The 12,129-nt window shown below is 66.3% G+C and carries 12 protein-coding genes; 8 read left to right on the top strand and 4 right to left on the bottom strand.

From position 1 onward, the window contains the following. The first annotated feature begins 232 nt into the window (after positions 1 to 232). The 3 genes from msrB to OSH10_RS16940 all read left to right on the top strand — a co-directional run bounded on the left by msrB (position 233) and on the right by OSH10_RS16940 (position 3,369). Positions 233 to 667, top strand: coding sequence for a peptide-methionine (R)-S-oxide reductase MsrB (gene msrB, locus OSH10_RS16950; RefSeq protein ID WP_266333091.1), 435 nt, complete (start codon positions 233 to 235; stop codon positions 665 to 667). Positions 668 to 849: 182 nt separating this feature from the next. Beyond that, positions 850 to 2,940, top strand: a complete 2,091-nt coding sequence (locus OSH10_RS16945; RefSeq protein WP_266333090.1) for a S9 family peptidase — start codon at positions 850 to 852, stop codon at positions 2,938 to 2,940. A gap of 81 nt (positions 2,941 to 3,021) precedes the next feature. Further along, positions 3,022 to 3,369 (top strand): hypothetical protein, encoded by a 348-nt coding sequence (locus OSH10_RS16940; RefSeq protein ID WP_266333089.1) that lies wholly within the window; start codon positions 3,022 to 3,024, stop codon positions 3,367 to 3,369. A gap of 207 nt (positions 3,370 to 3,576) precedes the next feature. On the opposite strand, the gene OSH10_RS16935 is transcribed toward OSH10_RS16940, so the two are convergent. Continuing rightward, a complete protein-coding gene (locus tag OSH10_RS16935; protein WP_266333088.1) occupies positions 3,577 to 4,176 on the bottom strand; it encodes a superoxide dismutase in 600 nt (199 codons plus the stop codon). Between the two features lie 296 nt (positions 4,177 to 4,472). Here OSH10_RS16935 and OSH10_RS16930 point away from each other — a divergent pair, with 296 nt between their 5' ends. The 4 genes from OSH10_RS16930 (at position 4,473) to OSH10_RS16915 (ending at position 7,598) form a co-directional block, all read left to right on the top strand. Further along, a complete protein-coding gene (locus OSH10_RS16930; RefSeq protein WP_266333086.1) occupies positions 4,473 to 4,916 on the top strand; it encodes a c-type cytochrome in 444 nt (147 codons plus the stop codon). A 2-nt stretch (positions 4,917 to 4,918) separates the two neighbouring features. Then, positions 4,919 to 5,848, top strand: coding sequence for a cytochrome c (locus OSH10_RS16925; protein WP_266333085.1), 930 nt, complete (start codon positions 4,919 to 4,921; stop codon positions 5,846 to 5,848). 144 nt (positions 5,849 to 5,992) lie between these two features. Continuing rightward, the gene (locus tag OSH10_RS16920; protein ID WP_266333084.1) at positions 5,993 to 6,346 is read left to right on the top strand and encodes a YciI family protein; all 354 of its coding nucleotides are present in this window, start codon (positions 5,993 to 5,995) and stop codon (positions 6,344 to 6,346) included. 28 nt (positions 6,347 to 6,374) lie between these two features. Further along, entirely contained in the window at positions 6,375 to 7,598 is a 1,224-nt protein-coding gene (locus OSH10_RS16915; protein ID WP_266333083.1) for an RNA polymerase sigma factor, read from the top strand. A gap of 8 nt (positions 7,599 to 7,606) precedes the next feature. On the opposite strand, the gene OSH10_RS16910 is transcribed toward OSH10_RS16915, so the two are convergent. Then, the gene (locus OSH10_RS16910; protein WP_266333082.1) at positions 7,607 to 8,185 is read right to left on the bottom strand and encodes an LOG family protein; all 579 of its coding nucleotides are present in this window, start codon (positions 8,183 to 8,185) and stop codon (positions 7,607 to 7,609) included. Continuing rightward, positions 8,182 to 9,579, bottom strand: a complete 1,398-nt coding sequence (locus OSH10_RS16905) for a M20/M25/M40 family metallo-hydrolase (RefSeq protein WP_266333081.1) — start codon at positions 9,577 to 9,579, stop codon at positions 8,182 to 8,184. Before OSH10_RS16905 ends, OSH10_RS16910 begins: the two co-directional genes overlap by 4 nt. 215 nt (positions 9,580 to 9,794) lie before the next feature. Between OSH10_RS16905 and gstA the strand changes: the two genes are divergently transcribed. Next, positions 9,795 to 10,400 carry a glutathione transferase GstA gene (gstA, locus tag OSH10_RS16900; RefSeq protein WP_266333080.1) on the top strand — a complete coding sequence of 202 codons (606 nt, stop codon included), beginning with the start codon at positions 9,795 to 9,797 and terminating at the stop codon, positions 10,398 to 10,400. 83 nt (positions 10,401 to 10,483) lie between these two features. Here the strand turns inward: gstA and OSH10_RS16895 are convergent, their stop codons facing one another. Continuing rightward, positions 10,484 to 12,046: a helicase HerA-like C-terminal domain-containing protein gene (locus OSH10_RS16895; protein WP_266333152.1), complete on the bottom strand. Its 1,563-nt coding sequence runs from the start codon at positions 12,044 to 12,046 to the stop codon at positions 10,484 to 10,486. Positions 12,047 to 12,129: the final 83 nt, after the last annotated feature.

Here is a 12,129-nt window from a genome sequence, read left to right as displayed (position 1 = left end):
TCCTTCTGCTCAGGACATCCCCATCCGGTGGCGTGTGATTCGATGGATGGCCATAGACTAATCACGATGAGCCGCCCAACCCAAGGCAAGTCGGACCGTAAAGCGACAGCCGCGACAACGTGAACGGAACCGATTGTGAATTTCCGCTGATCGCCTATCTAGAGGACCCAGCCTGTGTTTCACCCGATTGCCATCTGCCGGCCAGCCTGACCGCAGATCGAAAGGAGCGTGCATGTCCACCGCCGATCGCCCCGACGCCACCATCCAGAAGATCGAGAAGACGGATGCCGAGTGGCGGGCCGAACTGTCGCCCGAGCAATATGCGGTCACCCGCCAGCAGGCGACCGAGCGGCCCGGCACGGGACCTTACCTGCATGAGAAGCGGGCCGGCCTCTACACATGCGTCGCCTGCGGCGCGCCGCTCTTCCGCTCCGAGACCAAGTATGAATCCGGCAGCGGCTGGCCGAGCTTCTTCGCTGCCGTCGATGACGCGGCGGTGGGCGAGGTCACGGATCGCTCGCATGGCATGGTGCGCACCGAGATCGTCTGCGCCCGCTGCGAGTCGCATCTCGGCCACCTGTTTCCCGATGGCCCCAACCCGACCGGTCTGCGCTACTGCACCAACGGCACGGCGCTGAAGCTGCAGCCGGACGACATCCAGGAATAGGCGCGGCCAAGCTTCCTGTGGGTCGAGGAGCCCGCCAAGGCGGGCTCCTCACCAAGCACCGCGCGTTCATGCCATAGTCAATGTCCAATATGCCGAGACGGCCGCAAGGCCGCATCGAGGAATTCCAGGGCCCAATCCCAGGCCGAGTCTTGTCCGCCACCCTTCCCGGAGCACCGCCCCTCGTGAACCCGCCGCTCGCCGCCAAGAAGCCTGTGACATCGACCGTTCACGGCGTCACCCTGACCGACGACTATGCCTGGCTCCGTGCCGACAACTGGCAGGAGGTGATGCGCGACCCGAGCGTGCTCGCGCCCGAGATCCGCGCCTATCTCGAGCAGGAAAACGCCTACACCTCGACCGCCATGGCCGACACAGAGGCCCTGCAGGCGACGCTGTTCGCCGAGATGCGCGCCCGGATCAAGGAAGACGACTCCTCCGTTCCCTCGCCCGATGGCGACTTCGCCTATGCAATGCGCTTCACCGAGGGAGCCGAACAGCCGCTGGTGGTGCGAACGGCGCGGGACGGCAGCGGACCGGAAACGATCCTGCTCGATGGCAATGAGATGGCTTCGGGCCGCGCCTACTTCCGCCTCGGCAGCGCCGATCACAGCCCCGACCACAAGCGCCTGGCCTTCGCCTATGACGACAAGGGTTCGGAATATTACACGCTGCATGTGCGCGACATCGAGAGTGGCGCGGATCTGTCCGACGCCATCGAGGCGACGACGGGCGGCGGCGTGTGGGCGGCCGACAGCAACACGCTGTTCTACACGGTGCTGGACGACAACCACCGTCCCTGCCGCATCTATCGCCATGTCGTCGGCACGCCGCAGTCCGAGGATGTACTGGTCTTCGAGGAAAAGGATCCGGGCTTCTTCCTCGGCGTCGGCCAGACCCAGTCGTCGCGCTACATCCTGATCGACAGCCATGATCACGAGACCTCGGAGGTCCACCTGCTCGACGCGGAGGATCCGACCGGCGCGCACCGCCTGATCGCCGAGCGGGTCACGGCGGAGGAATACTCCGTCGATCACAATGGCGACACGCTCTACATCCTGACCAATGCCGGCGGCGCCGAGGACTTCAAGATCGTCACCGCGCCGGTCGCTTCGCCCGGCCGCGAGAACTGGGTCGACCTCGTGCCGCACCGTCCTGGCACGCTGATCCTCGGCATGACCGTCTACCAGGACTACATGGTGCGGCTGGAGCGGGCCGGAGGCCTGCCGCGCATCGTGGTCCGCGCGCTCGCCAGCGGCGAGGAGCACCCGATCGCCTTCGACGAAGAGGCCTATTCGCTCGGCATGGGCGACGGCTACGAGTTCGATACCTCGATCCTGCGCTTCACCTATTCGTCGATGACGACGCCGTCTCGCGTCTATGACTACAACATGGCGACGCGCGAGCGGACGCTGCGCAAGGAGGAGGAGATCCCCTCCGGCCACAACCCGGCCGACTATGTCACGCGCCGCGTCTTCGCCAAGGCGGCGGACGGCGAGACCGTGCCGGTATCGCTGCTCTACCGCAAGGACACCAAGCTCGACGGCAGCGCGCCCTGCCTGCTCTATGGCTATGGCGCCTACGGCATCACCATTCCGGCCTCGTTCAGCATCTCGCGGCTGTCGCTGGTCGATCGCGGCTTCGTTTATGCCATCGCGCATATTCGCGGCGGCAAGGACAAGGGCTTCCGCTGGTATGCGGATGGCCGGCGCGAAAAGAAGATGAACACGTTCACCGATTTCATCACAGCCGGCGAGTATCTGGCGCAGCAGGGCTTTACCGCGCGCGGCAAGATCGTCGCCTGGGGTGGCTCGGCCGGTGGCATGCTGATGGGCGCCGTCGCCAATATGCAGCCGGACCTGTTTGGCGGCATCATCGCCGAAGTCCCCTTCGTCGACGTGCTCAACACCATGTTGGACGACACCCTGCCGCTCACCCCGCCGGAATGGCCGGAATGGGGCAATCCGATCGAGAGCGCCGAGGATTTCGCCGTGATCGCCGCCTATTCGCCCTATGACAGTGTCGGCGAACACGCCTATCCGCCGATCCTGGCGATCGGCGGGCTGACCGACCCGCGCGTCACCTATTGGGAACCGGCGAAATGGGTCGCGAGGCTGCGCGAGACCAAGTCGGGCGAGGATCTGCTGCTGCTCAAGACCAATATGGATGCCGGCCATGGCGGCGCTTCCGGCCGGTTCGACCGGCTGAAGGAGACCGCGTTCTCAACCGCCTTCGCCATCAAGGTGGTTGCCAGCAAGATCATCGGCAACGGCTGATCCTTTGCAGGACCGGCGGCGGCGCTTGACTTCACCGGGCGCTGCCGCACCTTTGACGAAAGGACAATCGAGGGCATGGCGATGAACAGATTGGCTGCCGCGATACTGGCTGCATCGGCGCTGGCGGGCGCGACGGCCGCGCCCGTGCCGGCGAGCGCGCAGGTCTTTTTCGGCCTCAGTTACGGACAGAATGTTTCGCAGGGCGACTGCAAGGGCCTGGCCGCTTCGCTCGGGCCGCGAAAAGTCTGGTTCTCGCGCTTCTCCGGCTCGAAGCCGGATGTCTGGGATCGCGGCCTGGAGCCGGCATGGGGCGTCGGCTGCTTCCGCACCCAGCAGGAATGCAAGCGCTGGCTCTACAACACCCAGACGGAATGGCCGCGCCTGATGAATTTCACCCGCTGCGCCCAGGGATTGCCGGCGCGGTTCTGATAACAAGCCCCTCACCCCAGCCCTCTCCCGCGAGCGGGCAAGGGAGTTCATCGGCGCTTGTTGAACCCCAAGCGATGAAGGCCACCGTCCGAAAAGCCCTCGCCCGCTCGCGGGAAAGGGCTTTGTGAGGGTCCTGCTTTCCCGGCCCACAAACGAAAAACCCCGGCTCAAGGCCGGGGTTTCCGTATTCGACGTCGATCCGTGGGATCAGACGGCCTTCTCGTACTGCTCCAGGACGTAGTCCCAGTTGATCAGGCTGTCGACGAACGCCTCGAGATACTTCGGGCGGGCGTTGCGGTAGTCGATGTAATAAGAGTGCTCCCAGACGTCGACACCGAGGATCGGCTTCGCGCCATGGATCAGCGGGTTCTCGCCGTTCGGGGTCTTGGAGATGGCGAGCTTGCCATCCTTGACTTCAACCCAGGCCCAGCCGGAGCCGAACTGCGTCGTGCCGGCGGCGATGAAATCGGCACGGAACTTGTCGTAACCGCCGAGGTCGGAATCGAACGCCGCCTGCAGCTTGCCCGGCAGCTTCTTGCCGCCGCCGTCCTTCTTCATCCAATTCCAGAAATGAAGATGGTTGTAGTGCTGGCCGGCATTGTTGAAGAGACCGGCGTTCTTGCCGTAGCTCTCCTTGACGATCTCTTCCAGGCTCTTGCCCTCGAGGCCCGAGTCCTTCAGCAGATTGTTGCCGTTGGTCACATAAGCCTGGTGATGCTTGTCGTGATGGTACTCGAGAGTTTCCTTCGACATGAAGGGACCGAGCGCCTCGTAGTCATAAGGCAGCGGCGGAAGTTCGAAAGCCATGGGAGACTCCTATCGACCATGTCGGTGGGTTTGGGGCTCGTTGGAAAACGGCGCCCCGGCGGGAAGGTTCCGAACGCAACATAGGCAGCGCCGGGTCGTCCGGCAACTCGTCTCCGTTCGGATGCACAATCAAAGGTATGCGGTTTCCGATCGCCGCGCCGGACCGCATCCCCAAAGGCGCGGCGGGGCGGGAAAGGCGATCATATTTGCGTGACCACGCCGCCTTCCGACTTGCCGCTGTCATGGTTCGCCGCGACAGTTGGAACGATTCCGAACACCACAACGGAGGATTGTCGATGCGATTCAAGATCATGCTGGCCGTACTGGCCCTGACGCTGGGAGCCGCGGGCCTCGCCCATGGCGCCGACGACGTCATCGCCCAGCGCCAGGCGCTGATGAAGGACAATGCCGGCGCCGCCAAGACGATCTTCCAGATGGTGCAGGGCAAGACCCCCTACGACGCGGCGGCCGCCCAGGCGGCGTTCGAGAAGATCGCCGCCGACATGAAGACGTTCCCGACCCTGTTCCCGGAAGGCTCGGACCAGGGCAAGACCACGGCCTCGCCCGCCATCTGGCAGGACAAGGCGGGATTTGAAGCTCTCGCCGCCAAGTTGGGCGCCGCCGCCACCGCGGGCGCCGCTGCGGCCTCAGGCGGTCTCGACGCCATCAAGGCATCGGCCGGGGAAGTCGGCGCCAGCTGCCAGAGCTGCCACGAGAAGTTCCGCATCAAGAAATCCTGACCGTGCGGATCCGTACCGCGAGCCTTGCCGCCGTCGCCGCCGCTGCCCTGGCTGCGGCGGCCTTCTGGTTGCTGACCGCGCCGCAGCCGCTCGACGCCGCCGTTCTGCCCGACAAGCCGGGCGACGCGGCGAAGGGCGAAAGGCTGTTCTGGGCCGGCGGTTGCGCCTCCTGCCACGCCGCGCCCGGCGCGAGCGGCGACGACCTGCTGAAGCTCTCCGGCGGCGTGGCGATCGCCTCCCCCTTCGGCACCTTCCACGCGCCCAACATCTCGCCGGACAAGACGCATGGCATCGGCGACTGGAGTACGCTCGACTTCGTCAACGCCATGAAGCGCGGCATGGCGCCGGATGGGTCGCACCTTTACCCGGCCTTCCCCTACACCTCCTATCAGCGGATGACGGTGCCGGATCTCCTGGATCTCAAGGCCTATCTCGACACGCTGCCAGCCGAGACGACCGCCAACCAGCCGCACGAGCTGCCCTTCCCGTTCTCGATCCGCCGGGCGATCGGATTGTGGAAGCTGCTCTATCTCGACGGCAAGACTTTCACGCCCGACCCGGCCAAGAGCGCGGCGGTCAACCACGGGGCCTATCTGGTCGAGGGGGCGGGCCACTGCAACGAGTGCCATACGCCGCGCACGGCGCTGGGCGGGCTGGAGATGGACCGCGCGCTTGGCGGCGCGCCCAACCCGTCCGGCAAGGGCAGCGTTCCCGACATCACCTCCGGGCCGGGCGGTCTCGCCGACTGGAGCGCCGAGGACATCGCCAACGCGCTCGACACGGGCTTCACGCCGGACTTCGATTCCCTCGGCGGCACGATGGCCGAGGTCGTGCGCAACATGGCGAAGCTGACGGCGGAAGACCGCCAGGCGATCGGCGAATATCTGAAGCAGGTGCCGCCGGTGGCAGCGCCCGACGCGCCCAAGCCCTGAGGGCCTTTCGCTTGACGGGACCGGTGTCGCCCTGCGAGATCACGGAAGTTTATTTTCCCGGCCCTGTCCGAATGGCGGGTCGGGCCGCGACATGGTCGTGAAGGCCGGGAATGGTCCCGCCTCTCGAACCGCACCGAGATTTCCATGCAATACGCCCTGCTCTTCTACGAAAACAGCCAGCAGTTCATGACCCGCGAACACGACCCCGAGACCGTCGCCTATTGGGGTGCGTGGAAGGCCTATGTCGAGGATATCAGCGCTTCCGGCATCGTTCGCGGCGGCGAGGGCCTGCTCGGCCCGGAGACGGCAACGTCCCTGCGCATCCGCGACGGGCAGCACCAGGTCCAGGACGGGCCGTTCGCCGATGCCAAGGAGCAGTTGGGCGGATTCTTCATCATCGAAGTCGACGATCTGGATGCGGCGCTCGCCTGGGCCGCCAAGGCGCCCTGTGCGCCTTATGGCGGCGTGGAGATCCGTCCGACGCTGACCACGATGTAACGAGCCGCTCGCGTCGGGGGGCGTATCCATGACGGGAGGTCGCGTCGAGCAGGCGGTTCGCGAGAGCTACGGCCGGCTCGTCGCCATCCTCTCCGCGCGAGGGCGCGATATCGGCGCGGCCGAGGACGCGCTTGCCGATGCGATCCTCGCCGCCCTGGAGCAATGGCCGGATCGGGGTATCCCGGATCGTCCCGAGGCGTGGCTGCTTGCCGTTGCGCGGCGCCGGTGGATCGACCGCGCGCGACGCGCAACGACCGATGAAGCGTTGTCGCGCTCGCTCGCGCTGCTGACCGACATCGCCGACGAGATCGATCTGGCGGCGCCGAACTTTCCCGACGAGCGGCTGAAGCTGCTTTTCGTCTGCGCCCATCCGGCGATCGATCCCGCCATCCACGCCGCGCTCATGCTGCAGAGCGTGCTCGGGCTCAACGCGGCGCGCATCGCCGCCGCCTTCGTCGTGTCGCCCGATGCGATGGGGCGCCGGCTGACGCGCGCCAAGCTGAAGATCCGCGACGCCGGCATCGGCTTCGAATTGCCGGACCGGCGCGAACTCGCCGGCCGGCTGGATCCCGTGCTCGACGCCATCTATGCCGCCTATGGCCATGGCTGGGACAGCCCGGAGGATGACAGCCAGCGGCATGACCTCGCGGCCGAGGCGATCTGGCTGGGCCGGACCCTGGTCGAGCTGATGCCGCAGGAGCCGGAAGCGCTGGGCCTGCTCGCCCTGATGCTGCATCTGGAGGCGCGCTCGCCGGCGCGGCGGGGGACGGACGGCGCCTATGTGCCCCTTTCGGAGCAGGATCCGTCGCTCTGGTCGCACGCCAGGCTCGCCGAGGCAGAGGCAGCGCTGGCAAGCGCCGGAGCGCTCGGACGGCCGGGGCGATACCAGCTGGAAGCGGCGATCCAGTCCGCCCATGCCGGCCGCCGACTGACGGGCCAACCGGATCGCTCCACCATCGCATCCCTCTATGACCGACTCTATCGCGCATCGCCGCGACTGGGCGTTGCCGTTGGCCGGGCCGCGGCGGTCGCGGAGGCGCATGGCGTCGAGGCCGGGCTGCGATGCCTGGCAGAACTCGACAGAGGCAGGGCTGAAGCCTACCAGCCCTTCTGGGCGGTTCGCGCCGACCTGCTGGCCCGGGCGAATGCGCGCGGCGGCGCGATCGAGGCCTATGACCGTGCCATCGCGCTCGCGACCGATGCCGCCGTTCGATCCTATCTGACCGAACGGCGCGCCCGGCTTATGTCCTGAACCGGCGCCTACCGCTCGGTCGGGCCGATCCACTTGGCGAGCGCCACCGGCTGGTAGTTCTCGTAGCGATCGAGCAGGGTGACGGGATTGTCGTCGACGATCAGCATGTCGCGATGCTCGGCGCGCACGAAACCGGCCTCGACGGTGTGATCGAGGAAGGCGTCGAGCTTCTCGTAGAAGTTCGCGACATCCAGCAGGCCGACCGGCTTCCTGTGATAGCCGAGCTGGGCCCAGGTCCAGATCTCGAACAGCTCCTCCAGCGTCCCGAGCCCGCCCGGCAGCGCCACGAAGCCGGTCGAGAGATCCGCCATCATCTGCTTGCGCTCATGCATCGAGCCGACGACATGCAGCCTGGTTAGATGCGGGTGGGCGATTTCCTTGTCGCGCAGCGCCTCGGGAATGACGCCGATCACCTCGCCGCCCGCCGCCAGCGCCGCATCGGCCACCGCACCCATCAGGCCGACCTTCGAACCGCCATAGACGAGCGAGGCGCCGCGATCGGCTATGGCGCGTCCAAGCGCCACCGCCGCGTCGCGATAATCGGGCCGGAAACCGGAGCTCGAACCACAGAAGACGCAGATCTTCACTGCGCGCCCTCCTCGGACAGCGCCGCCAGGATCCGCGCCCAGGAACGGATGCCACCATGGAAGCTGGTGAGGTCGTATTTCTCGTTCGGCGAATGGATGCGGTCGTTCTCCTGTGCGAAGCCGACCATCAGCGCATCGAGGCCGAGCACGGTCTTGAAGTCGCCCGCGACCGGGATCGAGCCGCCCGAACCGACCACGACGCAATCATGGCCCCATTCGTTCGTCAGCGCGGCGCGCGTCTTCACCAGCGCCGGGTTCTCGGCTGAGAGCCGGATGCCGGGCGAGCCGCCATGCCGGGTGAACTCGACCGTGCAATCGGCTGGCAGCTTCGACTCGACATAGGCGCGGAAGGCGGCGCGGATCTCTTCGGGATCCTGCTGGTCGACCAGGCGGAACGACACCTTGGCGAAGGCCTGCGACGGGATCACCGTCTTGAAACCCTTGCCGGTATAGCCACCGGAAATGCCATTGACCTCGCAGGTCGGCCGCGCCCAGATCTTCTCCAGCACGCTGCGGTCTTCCTCGCCGGCCGGGATCGACAGGCCGACCTCGCCGAGGAACTGGTCGGGATCGAAGCCGAGCGACTGCCACTGCTGGCGGATGCTGTCGGGGATCTCGCCGACACCGTCATAGAAGCCCGGCAGCGTGACGCGGCCCGTCTCGTCGCGCAGGCCGTCGAGGATCGAGACGAGGACATGGATCGGGTTGCGCGCGGCGCCGCCATACATGCCCGAATGCAGGTCGCGCGAGGCGGCGGTGATGGTGATTTCCTCGCCGACCAAGCCACGCAGCATGGTCGTCACGGCCGGCGTCTCGCGGTCCCACATGTTCGTGTCGCAGATGAACGCGAAATCGGCGGCGAACTCGTCCTTGTTGGCCTGCATGAACGGCACGAGGCTGGGGCCGCCCGATTCTTCCTCGCCTTCCAGCAGGATCGAGACCGGAATCGGCAGGGAGCCAGTGACGGCCTTCCAGGCGCGGAACGCCTCGATGAAAGTCATCAGCTGGCCCTTGTCGTCCGAGCTGCCGCGGGCGACGATCTGCTTGGTGCCGTCGGCGGCGGTGACGATCTTCGGCTCGAACGGGGCGGTATCCCAGAGCTCGATGGGATCCACCGGCTGCACGTCGTAATGGCCGTAGAACAGCGCGCGGGGCCCCTTGGCGCCGCCCTGGTGGGCGACGACCATCGGGTGGCCGGGAGTCGGCCGCGTGCTGGCGTCGAAGCCGATCGAGGCCAAATCGGCGGCGATCATCTCCGCCGCCTCCCGGCAGGCGCCCGCATAGGCCGGGTCGGTCGAGATGCTCTCGATTCGGATCAGCTTGAACAGCCGCTCAAGGCTGTTTTCGATATCGGCGTCGATATGGGCGAGAACGTCGGCGAGGCGATCGGACACGGGCGGGCTCCAGGGCAATGAGCGCGCGCAGGCACGCGCTGTCAGCGGCTCTGATACGCTCGCGGCCCGAAAAAGAAAAGGCAAGCGCTTGTCGCCCCTCCCACCACAATTCGCCGCATTGTAAGGCATTGGTAGAATGCCCACCTTACAAACCACCCACTGACGCCAAACCCTTCCCCGGCCGTCTGTTCCGGTCCCAATCTAGGATGTGATGAATGAAGCTCTTCTACGCTCCGGGCGCCTGCTCGCTGTCGCCCCATATCGCCCTGCGCGAAGCCGGCCTGCCCTTCACGATGGAAAAGGTCGACCTGCGCGCCAAGGCGACCGAGAGCGGTGCGGACTTCAAGGCGATCAACCCGAAGGGCTATGTGCCCGCGCTGGAACTCGACAATGGCCACGTCGTCACCGAAGGCCCCGTCATCGTGCAGATGATCGCCGACATGGCGCCCGAAAGCGGTCTGGCTCCGGCCTTCGGCTCGACCGAGCGCTATCAGCTGATGGACTGGCTCGCCTTCATCTCGACCGAACTGCACAAGGGCTTCAGCCCGCTGTTCAATCCCTCGCTCAAGGATGAGGCCAAGCAGAGCTTCAAGGACCGGCTGGCGCTGCGCTTCGCCTTCCTGACCGAGGCGCTCGGTGACAAGCCCTATCTGATGGGTGACAAGTTCAGCGTCGCCGATGGCTACCTGTTCACGGTGCTGCGCTGGGCCAAGGGCTTCAAGTTCGATGTCGGCGCGAAGCTCGACGCGTATTTCGACCGCGTCGCCGCGCGTCCGGCCGTCAAGGAAGCGCTCCAGGCCGAGGGCCTGCTCTCCGCCTGACCTGCGACACGCCAATACCCAAATGAAAATCCCCGGCGTCTCGGCGCCGGGGATTTTTTTGTGCCTGCCTGGTGCCGGGCGCGTCAGCGCGGGCGCAGAATGCTGCCCAGGACGCCGCGCACGATGGAGCGGCCGACAGAGCCGCCGATCGAGCCGGCAACGCTCTTGCCGATATTCGCCGCGACGTCGCCCGCCACGCGGTTGGTCACGGTGCGCGTCACCTCGCGCGCCACGCGCTGCGTCGCCGTGAAGCGCTCGCCGCGCTTCTTGTCGGTGCCGAGCAGCGAACCCAGAATGCCGCCAATGTCGAAGCCGCTGGCCGAGGCAGGGGCCGCCGCCTCGGCTTCCGCCGACGCATTGGCAGCGGCCTGGCGGCCCAGGATCTCATAGGCCGACTCGCGATCCACCGTCTTGTCATAAGCGATGCCGATCGGGCTGGTGGCGATGATCTGGCGGCGCTCGGCCTCCGTCACCGGACCGATGCGCGAGGATGGCGGACGAATGAGCGTGCGCGCGACGATACCGGGCACGCCCTTCGGTTCCAGGGTCGAGACCAGCGCCTCGCCGACCCCGAGCTGGGTGATGACGTCCATCGTCTTGAAGGCGGGATTGGGCCGGAAGGTGTCGGCCGCGACCTTCACCGCCTTCTGGTCGCGCGGGGTGTAGGCGCGCAGCGCGTGCTGGACGCGGTTGCCGAGCTGCGACAGCACGCTGTCCGGCACGTCGAGCGGGTTCTGAGTCACGAAATAGACGCCGACGCCCTTCGAGCGGATCAGCTTGACCACCTGCTCGACCTTGTCGAGCAGGGCCTTGGGCGCCTCGTCGAACAGTAGATGCGCCTCGTCGAAGAAGAAGACGAGGCGCGGCTTGGCGGGATCGCCGACTTCCGGCAGCACTTCGAACAATTCCGAAAGCAGCCAGAGCAGGAAGGTCGCGTAGAGGCGCGGCGAGTTCATCAGCTTGTCGGCGGCGAGCACGTTGACCATGCCTCGGCCATCCGTGGTGGTTCGCATCAGGTCGGCGATGTTGAGCGCCGGCTCGCCGAAGAAGGCGTCGCCTCCCTGATTCTCGAGCACCAGCAGCTGGCGCTGGATCGCACCGACCGACGCCTTGGTGACATTGCCGTATTTCGCCTGGATGCGATCGGCGTTCTCGGCCATGAAGGAAAGCATGGCCCGCAGATCCTTGAGGTCGAGCAGCAGCAGCCCTTCCTCGTCGGCGACGCGGAAGGCGATGGTCAGCACGCCTTCCTGGGTATCGTTCAGGTTCATCAGCCGCGCGAGCAGCAGCGGCCCCATCTCGCTCACCGTGGTGCGGATCGGGTGGCCCTGCTGGCCGAACAGGTCCCAGAAGACCGTCGGGCAGGCGCTGAACTTGTATTCAGCAGAGAAGCCGATCTCCTCGGCGCGCTTGGTGAGAAAATCCTTTGCCTCGCCCGGCTCGGCGATGCCGGATAGGTCGCCCTTCACGTCGGCGCAGAACACCGGCACGCCGGCATCGGAAAAGCCCTGCGCCATTACCTGCAGCGTGACCGTCTTGCCGGTGCCGGTAGCGCCCGTGACCAGTCCATGCCGGTTGGCGAGACCGAGCAGGAGATATTCCGGCTTGTCGCTCGTCCCGAGATAGATCTTGTCCGCTTCCAGCATCGGCATCGACACATTCCTCTGGCGCCGCCGCTTCGAGGATCGAAGGGCTATCGCGACCTTATAGAACCCATTCCGCTCGGCGC

Source organism: Kaistia defluvii (genome assembly GCF_026343955.1).
In the GTDB taxonomy this organism is placed as follows: Bacteria; Pseudomonadota; Alphaproteobacteria; order Rhizobiales; family Kaistiaceae; genus Kaistia; species Kaistia defluvii.
The sequence above is the reverse complement of the archived record's forward strand: the minus strand, read 5'-3'. Positions and strand labels throughout refer to the sequence as shown.

Coding starts and splice junctions, on each gene's coding strand:
- gstA (WP_266333080.1), top strand. CDS start 9,795: ATGAAGCTCTTCTACGCTCCGGGCGCCTGCTCGCTGTCGCCCCATATC.
- OSH10_RS16895 (WP_266333152.1), bottom strand. CDS start 12,046: ATGCTGGAAGCGGACAAGATCTATCTCGGGACGAGCGACAAGCCGGAA.
- msrB (WP_266333091.1), top strand. CDS start 233: ATGTCCACCGCCGATCGCCCCGACGCCACCATCCAGAAGATCGAGAAG.
- OSH10_RS16920 (WP_266333084.1), top strand. CDS start 5,993: ATGCAATACGCCCTGCTCTTCTACGAAAACAGCCAGCAGTTCATGACC.
- OSH10_RS16915 (WP_266333083.1), top strand. CDS start 6,375: ATGACGGGAGGTCGCGTCGAGCAGGCGGTTCGCGAGAGCTACGGCCGG.
- OSH10_RS16930 (WP_266333086.1), top strand. CDS start 4,473: ATGCGATTCAAGATCATGCTGGCCGTACTGGCCCTGACGCTGGGAGCC.
- OSH10_RS16935 (WP_266333088.1), bottom strand. CDS start 4,176: ATGGCTTTCGAACTTCCGCCGCTGCCTTATGACTACGAGGCGCTCGGT.
- OSH10_RS16940 (WP_266333089.1), top strand. CDS start 3,022: ATGAACAGATTGGCTGCCGCGATACTGGCTGCATCGGCGCTGGCGGGC.